This window comes from Planktothrix tepida PCC 9214, assembly GCF_900009145.1.
Lineage (GTDB): Bacteria > Cyanobacteriota > Cyanobacteriia > Cyanobacteriales > Microcoleaceae > Planktothrix > Planktothrix tepida.
The window spans coordinates 53,159-67,178 of record NZ_LN889801.1 but is presented as its reverse complement, the minus strand read 5'-3'; the positions used below and the strand labels follow the sequence as shown (position 1 = coordinate 67,178).

Here is a 14,020-nt window from a genome sequence, read left to right as displayed (position 1 = left end):
TTAGAGAGCCATCTCAACGAGTACAATGATCAACAGTTTATCGGATCAGGGCTTTAAACGGAATCTTCAGCATGATTTTTATCCAGCAGATCTTGGGAGGATATGACATTGGCTGTTCAGTATAGCTACGATAATATAGGTATTCGTTCACCCCATCGCATCATGATTACAGGGGGGGCGGGTTTTATCGGTTCAAACTTTGTCCATCATTGGTTTAGTGCGTATCCCAATGACCGGGTTGTGGTTTTGGATGCGTTGACCTATGCCGGAAATCGCAAGAATTTAGCGAGTTTGGAAAATAACCCGAATTTTCGGTTTGTTGAAGGGAATATTTGCGATCGCGCCTTAATTGATCGTCTGTTACAAGAAGAACAGATCAATACTATTGCCCATTTTGCCGCAGAATCCCATGTTGATCGGTCAATTCTTGGCCCTGATGCGTTTGTGCAAACCAATGTCGTTGGGACGTTTACCCTTTTAGAAGCCTTTCGTCAATATTGGTTAGCCCAAGGTCAACCAGACCATTATCGGTTTCTGCACGTTTCAACCGATGAAGTTTATGGTAGTCTTGGCCCTCATGATCATGCGTTTACAGAAAAGACTCCTTATGCTCCTAATAGTCCCTATTCTGCTTCAAAAGCTGGAAGTGATCATTTAGCCAGGGCTTATTATCATACCTACGGAATGCCTACTGTTATTACCAATTGTTCTAATAATTACGGCCCCTACCATTATCCTGAAAAACTGATTCCGTTAATGTGTATTAACGCTTTATTAGGGAAACCGCTTCCGGTTTATGGCGATGGTCAAAATGTGCGAGATTGGTTGTATGTTTTAGATCATTGTCGGGCTTTAGATACAGTCATTCATCATGGCAGACCGGGAGAAACTTATAATATTGGGGGAAATAATGAAGTTAAGAATATTGATTTAGTTAAAATATTATGTCGGATTATGGATGAATTAGCCGTACATTTACCGATAAAACCGTCTAATCAATTAATTACTTTTGTTAAAGATAGACCCGGACATGATCGACGATATGCGATTGATGCCACTAAAATTAAAACGGAATTAGGCTGGGCTCCATTAGTTACCGTTGAAGAAGGTTTACGTCAAACTGTCGGCTGGTATTTAACCCATCGCCATTGGTGGGAACCCTTATTATCTGAAGAATATCAAGCTTATTATCGACAGGTTTATCCGTCTTAAAAACAGGGAACAGGGAACAGGGAACAGAAAGAAAAACAGTTTTCCTGTTCCCTCCTATAAATTCTAAAAATCATTTAATTCAGCAATAATATCTAAACTATCTTTATTGGCTTTAGGAAGGGGATAAATAATATCCTGTAAATATAATTTACCGTCTTGATAGTAAAGATAAAGTTTCCAGCGTTCAGCTTCATCAATTCGGGCGCAATACAGAGGAATCTGTGTGCCTTTAATGCGTTTTAGTTTGGTTTTGATAAATCGTTGATAGCGATAACAAGATTCATCCTGTAATTCTGCTAAAACTTCTAAAAATCGACCTCGAAGTTGGGGGGGAAGCAGGGTTAACGCTTTACGAATAATTCCCCGTTCATCAACCAGTGACGGCGACAACTGTACCATTGTTTGATTGAACCTCAATAAATTCCGTAGATTGTAAGAAAGATTGATAAATAGATTCTCCAACTTGTTGATAGACCTTCGCTACAACTTGACTATCTACCACTCTAAATAACGTAATAATCGTGCGATTGAATAAAGGATCATCATCAATTGTTAAAATCACTCGCAGGTAATAATTAACAATAAAAGAATAGAGAGAGGAGGCATAATCCCCTAGTAAATCAAATTGATAAAATTGATGAAGTCGTCTTTCTCGATACCCTTTAACTTGTAATAAACAGGAAGAATATTCATGAAGCTGTTGCAAAATCAGCGTTTGTTCTGCTTCACTATAGGTTTTTAAATCCTCTTCAAATTCTTCAGTAGACTCAAATATTATCTCCATGACCTAGACTCCAAAGTCAACATTTTAACGGTTTTGCAAATCAACAGAGAATTCAATTGTGCTATCCTACTTCATCATCTTTGAAATCCTTGTATTCCCGATTCCCTGCTCTACCTAATATTTTACGGGTAAACTTCCCCTCTGGAAAAAATGTTATCTGTTAATCGGAAAAAATTAAGATTTTCTCAACTTTCTTGGATTTTGCCCACTGACTTCAGCCTCAGTTGTCTTCCAAACTCTCTAAATTGAGCCAGAACTAAGTCCATATTCAAGTTGGAAAATTAGAATTCCTTTAAATGTCTGGATGAGGTTTGAACTGAGCCACTACCCATTTGTTCATCATATTATATAAAATACCCGGACAGTCATTGTATCGGGGTATGCCATTTTAAAATTCCTAGATCAAAGTTGACGTTTCATTCAGTAAATTGGACAAGGTATTCGCTAACTTATCCCCAATTCCTTCCACCCAATTTTCATCTTGTTTGGTATAACTCCGAGGTGCATTAGCTCCTAAAATTAAAACTCCCTGATTCCCTAGGGGTTGACAAATGACCCCCTGGGTATTTTCGGGTAAATAATCAAATTCAATTCGCCCCGGATATAACGCTAAATTGACTAAATAGACAGGTTTTTGTTTCTCTAAAACCCGTTGTAAAATCGGCCCTGGATTAACGGTAGGATTGTTCCCTAATACTCCTCGCCGTAATAAGACTTCACCTTGATAATAAACCACAACAGAACGGGTGACAGTATTTGTTAATAATAGATGAGAAGCCCAAGCTAATTCCGTTTTAACAAATTCGGGTAAATCTTGTTTCAATTCAAACCCCTGTTCTCCGATTAATTCAACCGCATCAGGAGATCGAGGTTGAATTTGTTGCCACAATAACCCCGTTAAAATCAATACGGCACTTAAAATAACCCCCAAGGCATCAGAACGCGCTTGAGAGTCCAATAATTCCGGGGTTAGAACCCGATTGATCAGGAGTAGCACCCCCCCTAAACTGCCTGCAAATATCGGTAATAATCGTAAAACCCGATTCCGATCTGATGTCGCCATAACTGCATCTGAATTAAGCTGAAACATTATTGTTGATTTTGGCAGGGGTGAGGAAGAAGGGTTTGATGGTTACAGTACCGAGTGCGGAGTGCGGAGTGCGAACTATCAACCATTTCTCCCTGCTTCCCCAACTCCCCCTGCTTCCCCGACTCTAACCGACTTCCCCCGGTTCAATAATGCGTTGGAACAAATAACCGGTTCCCCTGGCCGTTAAGATTAATTCAGGATTACTGGGATCATCTTCCAACTTAGCCCGGAGACGAGAAATATGAACATCCACGACACGGGTATCAACGTGACGTTCTGGGGTATATCCCCAGACTTCTTGTAAAATTTCAGACCGAGAGAAGGGTTCACCAGAACGACTCACTAAAAGTTCTAATAAACTAAATTCCATTCCCGTTAAGCGGATGCGTTCATCTCCCTTGTAAACCTGTCGCTTGTTGGTATCAATTCTAATATTGCTAACATGAATGACACCCGAACTGGGAATTCCCGATGCGCCATTTTTGTCAATGCGACGTAATACTGAACGAATTCGCGCTTCGAGTTCCTTGGGGGAAAACGGTTTAACCACATAATCATCCGCCCCCAACTCTAGCCCGGTAATCCGATCTGCGACATCTCCCAAGGCCGTTAGCATAATAATCGGGATATCGGATTCCTTGCGTAACTCTTGGCAGACTCCATACCCATCTAATTTGGGCATCATCACATCCAAGACCACTAAATCCGGGTCAGTTTTGCGGAACGTTTCTAAGGCTTCTTCTCCATCGGCGGCGGTAACGACATCGTAACCAATCATGGAAAGGCGAGTTTCCAAAATCCGACGGATACTGGCCTCATCATCAACAACCAAAATTTTTTCTTTATGATTTTCCAATGGATTTCAACGCTCCCTTAGTTGCATTAAGTTACAGTTTAGATAGAACAACAGTAAGACTCGCAACCCTGAATCTAAGGAATTTCTAGCAGACAACCACACCCATTGCCTTGGGGCAAGGCCTTAGCCTACGGTATGAACTCGTGGCTGGCGCGACTGTACTAGGCGAATCTCAACTTATGTTAAGTTTAGTTTGAGAAATGTATTGATTTTTTTACCTTATCATTAAGGGAACCCCCATTGAGATACCGAATTATACCCCCGTATTCCTTGGACATCGATCACTAGCTGTAACAAAAGTTTAATCATCTTTCTTGTCAAGATGAATCAGCTTTAAAGTTTTTTAAAGTTGCTTTAATTTGGGGTTGTTGTGTTTTAGGGGTAAATACAGGTTTTCTTGCATTTCACTTGATGATTCTCAACCATGCCGAAATCTCGCACCCTTTATGTTTGTCACGAATGTGGAGCCGAATTTCCTCAATATTTTGGTCGGTGCTCTGCTTGTCATGCGTGGAATTCTTTGGAAGAACAAGTTGAACAACCCCCTCCGACCTCTTTGCAACGCTTTAGTTGGAGTAACCTGAGCCCAGAACACCCAGAGGGTTCACCGGAAGTGACTAAACCCGGACAACCTCGGTCTTCCTTCCGATTATCCCAAATTTCCGATCAATCCCAATCCCGAATGCCATCAGGTTATGGAGAATTAGATCGGGTTTTGGGAGGGGGTATTGTTCCAGGTTCTTTAGTCTTAATCGGAGGTGAACCCGGAATTGGCAAGTCTACGCTGTTGTTACAAGTGGCAAATCGTTTATCCCACAGCAGTCGGGTACTCTATGTCTCAGCCGAAGAGTCGGGACAGCAAGTAAAATTGCGATCGCAACGTTTAGGGGTGGGTGTGGATGAGGAAACAGACCCCTCACCTGAACCAGAAAACGGCAATTCCCAACCTTCTGCTACAACAGTTGATCCCTTTAGTGAACAGCTTAAAGGTCGGCGACAGAAAAAGTCAAATTCCCCAGAAAATGGGCAAAAAAATCCACCCCCGAAGTCTGAATCTGTGACACCCCAACATCACGAAGACAACTTATATTTGCTTCCTGAAACGGATTTAGAAGTTATTTTAAGAGAATTAGAATCTTTAAAACCGCAGTTAGCCGTTATTGATAGTATTCAAACCATTTATTTCGCTAGTCTGACCTCTGCACCCGGTTCGGTGGCTCAGGTACGGGAATGCACGTCAGCTTTAATGCAAGTGGCAAAACGGGAAAATATTACCTTATTAATTGTCGGTCATGTCACCAAAGATGGAGGTATTGCAGGGCCGAGGGTTTTGGAACATTTAGTCGATACGGTCTTATATTTTGAGGGCGATCGCTTTGCCTCCCATCGGTTATTACGGTCAATGAAAAATCGGTTTGGAGCGACCCATGAAATCGGAGTCTTTGAAATGGTCGCCCATGGGTTAAAAGAAGTTTCTAATCCCTCAGAATTATTCTTAGGAAATCGAGATGAATTTGCTCCGGGGACTTCAACGGTGGTGGCGTTAGAAGGGACTCGGCCCATTGTGGTGGAAATTCAAGCGTTAGTCAGTCCCGCTAGTTACGGTTCGGCTCGACGAGCAACAACCGGGGTAGACAGTAGCCGCTTATTACAAATTTTAGCGGTATTAGAAAAACGGGTGGGGATTCCGTTGTCTAAATTGGATGCCTATGTAGCATCGGTGGGGGGGTTAAAAGTGGAAGAACCCGCAGCCGATTTGGGGATCGCCATTGCTATTGTTGCGAGTTTCCGTGATCGGGTGGTTGATCCACGAACGATTTTAATCGGGGAAATCGGTTTAGGGGGACAGGTGCGTCCGGTGTCCCAACTGGAACTCCGACTGCGGGAGGCGGCAAAATTGGGATTTAAACGGGCAATTATCCCCAGAGGTCAAAGTCCTGCCGATTTAGGGTTACAAATTCTTCCGGTGGGTAAAGTGATTGATGCGATTATCGCTTCTATTCCGGCTCAACCCCCAACCCTCAATGATGAATTCTGATCCTGAATCTTAGGTATCTGGCTGCCAGCCTCACTGTCTGTTGCGATATTTGCGGGATCGAATCTGTTAAACTATTAATCATCCGGGACATTTTTAGGGTGAGTTTGATTGATACCCTAATCCGTGACTGATCTAACCTTGTTAAAAAATCAGTAGATTTAGGGACAATTCGTATTGGTTTTATACAGCAATTAAGAGCAAAATTGTCAACGGCTCTTTCGCTTTTTCCCATCTATTTTTAAAGCATAGGCAATCTAAATCAAACTCAAGCAATTCCCCAAGAAGCAATCTAAACTAGAAATTCAGGGTTACTCACTCCACATCAGCTTACTCACAACGACCATGTTAATGAAATCCCTTGAACGTGCGAAGGTCACCAATGGCCGATACCTCGGTGCAGTGGGTTTGATGGCGATAGCCTACTGGCTCATCGGGAAGTTGACCATTGAATATTTAATGTTGAGTCCTACCCAAACCTTATTTTTGCCGACAGCAGGAGTCGCCCAAGCGATTATTCTGTTGTGTGGTTATCGATATTGGCCCGCAATTACCCTGGGTTGCTTTTTTTCCCTTCTAGGAACGGAACAAATTCCGCTCATGGTGGTGGTATTTTCCAGCGTAGGAGCGACATTACAAGCGTGTTTAGCGACTCACTTACTTCATCGGCTAGACTTTTCCCCAGAACTCAAACGTCTCAAAGATGTTCTGGGATTAATGATTTTAGCCGGAGTGATTGCTACTTTGATTCATCCCACAATTACCCTGCTCGTGGGTTGTTTAAATGGCTGGTTGTTGTGGAAAGATTTTGGAGAAACCTGGGTGGCGGGATGGTTGGGAAATGCCATGGGGGTATTAGTGGTAACTCCGGTACTATTAACCTGGGGAAGTGAATTTCAACGGTATTACTATCGCTGCAAAACTCCGGCTTCGCCATTTTCATCTTTCCTGAACGCATTGTCTCAAAGTTTACCTTTGGGAACAACACGGTTACGTTTGATTGAACGGTCTCCTCGTCAATTTTTGTGGATGCGCCAGGTCGAGGTGGGGATTTGGTTATTACTATTATTCGCCTTAAATTGGTTTGTATTTTGTTCTCGCACCCGCTCCGCAACGATTAGTTTTCCCTTGGAATATTTACCCTTTCCTTTTTTTGTTTGGGCATCTTTACGATTTGGTCAACGGGGAACGGCACTCGGCCATTTTATTACCGCCAGTTTTGCAGTTTGGGGTGTAGCGCGTGAAAGTGGGCCGTTTTTTAGTCGCGGTACGGATACGCCTCAAATTTTTTCGTTGCAGGCCTTTATTTTGGTTATCGCCGTTACAGGTTTAGTGTTAGCAGCAACGGTGACAGAACGCCAACAAGCGGAAATTAGCTTGAGAAATAGTGAAGCGAGTTTAGCCAATGCTCAACGCATTGCCAAGTTAGGTCATTGGGATTTGACCATCAGTAGTTATGAATTATTTTGGTCGGATGAACTTTATCGGATGTTAGGAACAACCCCCCAGGGTGTTAAACCTAGTTTTCCTCAATTTTTAGAATTTGTCCATCCTCAAGACCGAATATTTGTACAACATTATATTGATCAAGCTTTATTTCAACAAAAACCTTACTGTATTGATTATCGTTTGAAATTAATCAATGGTGAGGAACGGATTGTTTTTGAACAGGCGGTGATTACCTCAAGCCATATTACGAGCACAATTCAAGATATTACTGATCGGAAAAAAGCAGAAATTGCTTTAAGAGCCAGCGAAGAACGATTTTCAAAAACTTTTAGTGCGAGTCCGATTGGGATTAGTATTATGACGCTGGTTGAGGAGCTATTTTTAGATGTTAATGATAGTTTTTTACGTCAAATTGGTTGGAATCGAGAAGATGTTCTGCATCACACTCCCGAAGAACTAAAGATGTGGGTTCATCCTCAACAACATCTCAAACTGAAAAAACAATTACAACGTCAAAATCAGATTAGTAATGTTGAGTTAAAAGTTCGCCAAAAATCAGGACGAGTTCGAGATTGGTTGGTCTCGATTGAATTAATTGATTTAGAGGGAATTTCCTGTTTACTGATGATGGCGAATGATATTACCGAACGTCAACAGGCAGAGGTTCTCAGAACGGCAAAAGAAGCTGCCGAAGCGGCTAATCATGCTAAAAGTTTATTTTTAGCGAATATGAGTCATGAACTTCGGACTCCCCTGAATGCAATTTTAGGCTATAGTGAATTGTTAATTGAAGATGCTGAAGAGTTAAAGCAAGACGAATTAGTCGGAGATTTAAAAAATATTTATGTAGCGGGACAACATTTATTAACATTAATTAGTGAAATTTTAGATTTCTCTAAAATAGAAGCGGGTCGCATGAATTTCCATTTAGAAACCTTTAAAGTCGCTACACTACTTTGGGAAGTGGAAACCACGGTTGCACCTTCGGTGGCGAAGAATTTGAATAAGTTTATTTTAGACATGGCAGAAGATGTAGATTTGATGCACACTGACTTAACGAAAGTTCGTCAATGCTTATTAAATCTCCTCAGTAATGCGTGCAAATTTACAGAAAATGGTCAAATCACCTTAAAAGTTTTTCAAGAAGCAATAGATCAGGTTAATCTGAATGGAAATCCTACCCTAGACTCAGAATTACTGAGTTTAAATGAGGAAGGCATTAATGAAGCTTGTTCTCTCCCCGATGTCCCTAAAACCTGTTCAACGGTTATTGTTTTTCAAGTGATTGATACCGGAATTGGTATGACCCCTAAACAGTTAGTAACGGTTTTTAATCCCTTTACTCAAGCTGACGAAAGCACCACTCGCCGTTATGGTGGAACAGGTTTAGGGTTAACCATTACTCAAAAATTATGTCAAATGATGGGGGGGGATTTATCCGTGATTAGTGAGTTGGGTAAAGGTTCCACATTCACGATGAAACTCCCCAAAATCTTGCGTTGTTTGCCTGGAGCCTCAGAAGATACTGCCTCTGATTCAGATTTTTAAAGAACAAGGGAAGAACAACAGAGAAGTGAAATAAGTCCCAAGCAGGTCTAACGACTGGTAACTGATAACTGATTACACACTTCTTCTACCTGATTTCTTTTTTAACAACGAAGGGAAAGTCCTGGTGCATAAGCTTCCACAACTTTACCCGTCACAGAACAGGTAATCATTAAATAGTCGCAACGATGACATTGAGTTTGGGTGATTTTGTGGGTGTAAGACCGTTCTGCTAAAGTTCCGCAGTTAGGACAACGAACCGTTTGTTTAGTAGCCATTTTTAATCCTTTGGGTTTCACCCCATTTATAATTTTTTGTCAAAATCAATTTTTATTCTGCTATCTTTTAAGAGTGGTAATAATAGGGAAATCGGCGAATAGTCTGTTGATTTTGAAAAAACAGATGGATTCGTTTCTTTTATTAATTCCTAAATTAATTTTTACACCCTAATCCTATTTTTACACTCTCTCTTTAGTCAGAAACCCTTGATCCCCAAGGATAAACCCTTGAATTTTACCCAGTCTTCCTCCATTGCTAGATTAATTCGTCGAAATTTTTTTTCTCTTGATCTATTCTTAGGCTGCTTTTAACGGCTTGTGGCAAAAACTTAATAAAAATTTAAGACTAGAAGCAGAATCAGCAATATTTGTTAGTGAAGAAATATTAAAGGGGGTGTTGGTTGACGGTTACTGGCTTGTCCTCATCTCTCCTCTTCCCCACATCCCCATCCCGGCTTGAAATACTCCTTCGCTTTCGCAAAGGAAAGTTTATCTAATTGATCATTCAAAAAGTTGTTAAAGCGGGCGAGTGCTTTTATTAGAGATTCTATTTTAGAATTAGAAGGCGTGCTATGATTATTTTCAGGAGTCGGAGCATTGAGCCCACAGCTAGACAACGAGAATCAGTTCAACCGTTTTTAGATTCTGCTTTGGTCAAGTGCATCTATTTGAATGAAATAGAAGTCAGTGAAACCACTCCTTTAGGGGTACAAATTATTCAAGTAATTGTCGCCAAGAAGAAAGAACTCTTAGAGAGAGTCACTCGGTTAATTGCACAAGTCAAACAACAATTTCCCGATGAACCTTCGCGGTTACAATTGTTAAACTTATTAGAAACGATTGTTTTAGCAAAGTTACCTCAAATGAGTCGTCAGGAGTTAGAAGCTATGTTTGGTGTTGATGATTTAAGAAAAACTCGGTTTGCTCAAGAGTTGATTGAAGAGGGGGAGCAAAGGGGGAAAATTAAAGGTAAATTGCAAACGATTCCTCGTTTATTAGGAAAAGGTTTTTCTGTTGAGGAAATTGCTGATATTTTACAATTGGATATCGAACAAGTCCGACAATTTATCAATACTCTCAACTAACCTATGTCACCCGAAACTGGGTTTCTTCCAGACACCCGGTTTCTAATTCCTCAAGTCTAATTTTTTGCTCAAGTTTCGCGGCTACAATTGTTAAACTTATTAGAAACAATTGTTTTAGCAAAGTTACCTCAAATGAGTCGTCAGGAGTTAGAAGCTATGTTTGGTGTAGATGATTTGAGAAAAACTCGGTTTGCTCAAGAGTTAAAGTTGGAAGCAAAATTAGAGACTGTTCCCCAGTTGTTAAAAGAAGGATTTTCTGTGGAAAAAATTGCTAATATTCTCCAGCTTAATGTTGAGCAAGTTCTACAATTTATCAATACTCTCAACTAACCTGTGTACCCAGAAACCCGGTTTCTCAAAGAAACCGGGTTTCTAATTCCCCACTTTTTGGAATAAAGGTTGTAGACAAATGGATTTTTTGAATCAGTCGCCCCTCTCCTCGTTTGAATGACTCCCTCTACAGAGCTAAATTGTCAAGTTCCTGTTGCATGGCTGTTTTCACTCGTTGATAACAAATATCGACATATTCGCGGTCATTTGCTGCTTCCCGTCCATTCCATTCAAACTCAATCATTGGACAAATGTGAATTTTAATTTTTGCTGGTAGAGGAAAATTCGGTAACGGCCCAATTCCAACTCCCCAAGGCAACCCCAAATAAATCGGAAATACCTCTGGGTCAAGATTCAATAACCAAGGCATTCCTAACTGGTGCAGTTGTTTTACCCAGTCGTAAATATCCGTGAGTACAATTAACGTATCGTGGGCACCGGATGAAACTACAGGAACAATGGGAGCTTTTTCCCGCAGTGCTAACTTAATAAATCCTTTGCGACCTGCTAAATGAATTTTGTTGCGTAAGTGATGGGGACGAAACACATCCTCACCGCCACCGGGATAAACTAAAACCGTAGCATTTTGTCGTAAAGCTGCCATTCCCATACGAGGATGGGCCATCACCGCTCCACAACGCACCGCCGAAGTTGCGACTTCTGGGGAAACCAGCCAAACTTTCGGGTGCATGAGTCCGTAAAGTAAGCGTTCTGTTCCGAAGCGACGACACCAAGCGTACAACCCCATAAACATATCGGGGGCGGCTAACCCCCCATTATGGGAACCGACTAATAACATTTTATTTTGAGGGGGGAGATTTTCCCAACCGGTGGTTTTGACCTGAAAATAATGGTCATAGAACCAACCTAAAATTGGCATTAAGGATCGGATATAGTCAGGATCACGATCCTGTAATGACCAACCTGTGAAACGAGGATTGGCTGTTGGGCCGGGAGAGGGATTAGAGTTGAAGAAGAGGTTCAAGATGTCAGAACTGTAAGCGTTGCATCCGTCAAGATAATCTAGTTTTGAGGGAATTGGCAACTAACTCTGCAAGAATATTTGTATGACCTTGGTATTTTTACCCCCCAACAAAGGTTATAACCGTTTTAAAACCATTAGCGATCGCTCAGTTACCGTAATGGCTTTATCTTCAGTATAACGAATATCATCTTTAATAAAACGAGAGTAAGTCGTATCAATCACAACTTGCCATTCTCGGTTTGCCATCGGTTCAGGAAGGAAGAAATCTAGGGGTTCATAATGAGCATTGAACAGGATATAGAAACTATCATCAATAATGCGTTCTCCCCGTTCTCCTGGTGTTATAATGGCTTCTCCATTTAAAAACACACCAATGGCTTTTGCAAACCCCATATTCCATTGTTCTTCGGTCATGACCGCACCATCGGGGTTAAACCATCCAATATCCGTAACTCCTGAACCATAAATTGCCCGACCTTGGAACCATTTACGACGTCGAAAAACGGGATGTTGACGACGAAAATAAATCAATTGACGGCTAAAGTCTAATAAAGAAGAATTCTCTTCTTGTAAATTCCAATCTAGCCAAGAAATTTCATTATCTTGACAATAGGGGTTATTATTTCCTTGTTGCGATCGCCCAATTTCATCTCCTCCTAACAACATTGGAACCCCTTGAGATAACATTAAGGTGGTTAAAAAATTACGGCGTTGACGGTTGCGAAGTTTCAACACATCAGGGTTATCTGTAGGCCCTTCTTCCCCACAATTCCAAGAGCTATTATGTTGATCTCCATCTTGGTTATTTTCTCCATTGGCTTCATTATGTTTATAGTTGTAACTGACTAAATCGTTCAACGTAAATCCATCATGAGCCGTGATAAAATTAATACTGGCATTGGGACGGCGACCATTAAATTGATATAAATCTGAACTTCCTGTCAAACGATAAGCAAATTCTGCTAAAGTTTGGTCTTCTCCTCGCCAAAAATTGCGAGCATTATCTCTATATTTCCCGTTCCATTCTGACCATAATAAGGGGAATTCACCGACTTGATATCCCCCTTCTCCGATATCCCAAGGTTCAGCAATTAATTTAACATCAGATAACACCGGATCTTGGTGAATAATATCAAAAAATGCAGCTAATCGATCCACCGCATACAGTTCCCTCGCTAAAGCGGAAGCTAAATCAAATCGGAACCCATCGACGTGCATTTCTAACACCCAATACCGCAAACTATCCATAATCAATTTCAACACTTGCGGATGGCGAACATTCAGGGAATTGCCACAGCCTGTAAAATCCATATAATAGCGGGGTTCTTCATCCACTAAACGGTAATAAGCTGCGTTATCAATACCTTTGAATGATAGAGTCGGCCCCATGTGATTGCCTTCTCCGGTATGGTTATAAACCACATCTAAAATAACTTCAATTCCTCCTGCATGGAGGGCTTTGACCATTTGTTTAAATTCCGCTACTTGTTCCCCTAATGTACCACTAGCACTATAGCCTGAATAGGGAGCAAAATAGTTAATGGAATCATAGCCCCAATAATTTTTTAATCCTTTATCCACTAAATAACCGGGACAAGCTAAATAATGATGGACAGGCATTAATTCGATAGCTGTTATCCCAATTGATTGTAAATAAGAAATACTAGCGGGATGTCCGACTCCGGCATAGGTTCCCCGTAATTGTTTAGGAATATCAGGATGTAGCTTTGTAAATCCTTTGACATGAGCTTCATAGATAATGGTTTCATGAAAGGGGGTGCGTAAAAGTTGATCATCTTCCCAATCAAAGGATTCATTAATTACAACAGATTTAGGAACTAAATGGGCATCATCTTCTTCAGAATAAGAAAAATCTTGAGCCTCATGTTCTGCAATATATCCTAAAGTTTCTATCCCCCCTTGAATATCTCCATCAAGGGCTTTAGCATAGGGATCAATTAATAGTTTATTAGGGTTAAAACGATGACCTTCTCCGGGTTTATAGGGGCCGTGGACTCGAAAACCATAGCGTTGACCCGGCCCAATACTAGGAACATAACCATGCCAAACAAAATTACTAACTTCTGTTAAAGATACACAAGTTTCTTTTCCATTTTCATCAAACAAACACAGTTCAACTGCTGTCGCATTTTCCGAAAATAAAGCAAAGTTTGTTCCTTTTCCATCCCAATGAGAACCTAATGGATAAGGTTTACCTGGCCATAAAGGAATATACATAGCGTTGACTCCAGGGGAGAGGGTTTAATAAGGTTACATCCCGATGTTAGAGGCATGAATAATACCACTTTCAAAGTTAAATCCTATCCAGTTTTATCAGGAATCAACATATCCCTAAAGGTAGATATATTTT

Annotated in this window: 12 protein-coding genes; 5 read left to right on the top strand and 7 right to left on the bottom strand. The window is 40.9% G+C overall.

Annotation, left to right across the window (positions count from 1 at the left end):
* Nucleotides 1-102: 102 nt before the first annotated feature.
* On the top strand, nucleotides 103-1,212 hold the full coding sequence (gene rfbB / locus PL9214_RS13140) for a dTDP-glucose 4,6-dehydratase (RefSeq protein WP_072719263.1): 1,110 nt from the start codon (nucleotides 103-105) through the stop codon (nucleotides 1,210-1,212).
* 63 nt (nucleotides 1,213-1,275) lie between these two features.
* Here rfbB and PL9214_RS13135 read toward each other — a convergent pair whose 3' ends face one another.
* The 4 genes from PL9214_RS13135 to rpaB form a co-directional block, all read right to left on the bottom strand.
* A complete protein-coding gene (locus PL9214_RS13135) occupies nucleotides 1,276-1,611 on the bottom strand; it encodes a hypothetical protein (RefSeq protein WP_072719262.1) in 336 nt (111 codons plus the stop codon).
* Nucleotides 1,583-1,996 carry a hypothetical protein gene (locus tag PL9214_RS13130; RefSeq protein WP_072719261.1) on the bottom strand — a complete coding sequence of 138 codons (414 nt, stop codon included), beginning with the start codon at nucleotides 1,994-1,996 and terminating at the stop codon, nucleotides 1,583-1,585. Before PL9214_RS13130 ends, PL9214_RS13135 begins: the two co-directional genes overlap by 29 nt.
* 397 nt (nucleotides 1,997-2,393) lie before the next feature.
* A complete protein-coding gene (locus PL9214_RS13125; protein WP_072719260.1) occupies nucleotides 2,394-3,059 on the bottom strand; it encodes a cofactor assembly of complex C subunit B in 666 nt (221 codons plus the stop codon).
* Nucleotides 3,060-3,210: 151 nt separating this feature from the next.
* Nucleotides 3,211-3,942 carry a response regulator transcription factor RpaB gene (gene rpaB / locus PL9214_RS13120; protein ID WP_072719259.1) on the bottom strand — a complete coding sequence of 244 codons (732 nt, stop codon included), beginning with the start codon at nucleotides 3,940-3,942 and terminating at the stop codon, nucleotides 3,211-3,213.
* 424 nt (nucleotides 3,943-4,366) lie between these two features.
* On the opposite strand from rpaB, the gene radA reads away from it, so the two are divergent.
* Together radA and PL9214_RS13110 are read left to right on the top strand one after the other, a co-directional pair.
* Nucleotides 4,367-5,980 (top strand): DNA repair protein RadA, encoded by a 1,614-nt coding sequence (gene radA, locus PL9214_RS13115; RefSeq protein WP_072719258.1) that lies wholly within the window; start codon nucleotides 4,367-4,369, stop codon nucleotides 5,978-5,980.
* A gap of 342 nt (nucleotides 5,981-6,322) precedes the next feature.
* On the top strand, nucleotides 6,323-8,974 hold the full coding sequence (locus PL9214_RS13110) for a sensor histidine kinase (protein WP_072719257.1): 2,652 nt from the start codon (nucleotides 6,323-6,325) through the stop codon (nucleotides 8,972-8,974).
* Nucleotides 8,975-9,075: 101 nt separating this feature from the next.
* Here the strand turns inward: PL9214_RS13110 and PL9214_RS31260 are convergent, their stop codons facing one another.
* Entirely contained in the window at nucleotides 9,076-9,249 is a 174-nt protein-coding gene (locus tag PL9214_RS31260) for a hypothetical protein (protein ID WP_186440356.1), read from the bottom strand.
* 572 nt (nucleotides 9,250-9,821) lie between these two features.
* Between PL9214_RS31260 and PL9214_RS13100 the strand changes: the two genes are divergently transcribed.
* Both PL9214_RS13100 and PL9214_RS13095 read left to right on the top strand, forming a co-directional pair.
* Nucleotides 9,822-10,334 carry a DUF2887 domain-containing protein gene (locus PL9214_RS13100; protein WP_072719255.1) on the top strand — a complete coding sequence of 171 codons (513 nt, stop codon included), beginning with the start codon at nucleotides 9,822-9,824 and terminating at the stop codon, nucleotides 10,332-10,334.
* Between the two features lie 87 nt (nucleotides 10,335-10,421).
* Nucleotides 10,422-10,664 carry a hypothetical protein gene (locus PL9214_RS13095; RefSeq protein WP_072719254.1) on the top strand — a complete coding sequence of 81 codons (243 nt, stop codon included), beginning with the start codon at nucleotides 10,422-10,424 and terminating at the stop codon, nucleotides 10,662-10,664.
* A 127-nt stretch (nucleotides 10,665-10,791) separates the two neighbouring features.
* Here the strand turns inward: PL9214_RS13095 and PL9214_RS13090 are convergent, their stop codons facing one another.
* Both PL9214_RS13090 and glgX read right to left on the bottom strand, forming a co-directional pair.
* The gene (locus PL9214_RS13090) at nucleotides 10,792-11,649 is read right to left on the bottom strand and encodes a lysophospholipid acyltransferase family protein (protein WP_072719253.1); all 858 of its coding nucleotides are present in this window, start codon (nucleotides 11,647-11,649) and stop codon (nucleotides 10,792-10,794) included.
* A 114-nt stretch (nucleotides 11,650-11,763) separates the two neighbouring features.
* Nucleotides 11,764-13,887 (bottom strand): glycogen debranching protein GlgX, encoded by a 2,124-nt coding sequence (glgX, locus tag PL9214_RS13085; protein WP_072719252.1) that lies wholly within the window; start codon nucleotides 13,885-13,887, stop codon nucleotides 11,764-11,766.
* Nucleotides 13,888-14,020: the final 133 nt, after the last annotated feature.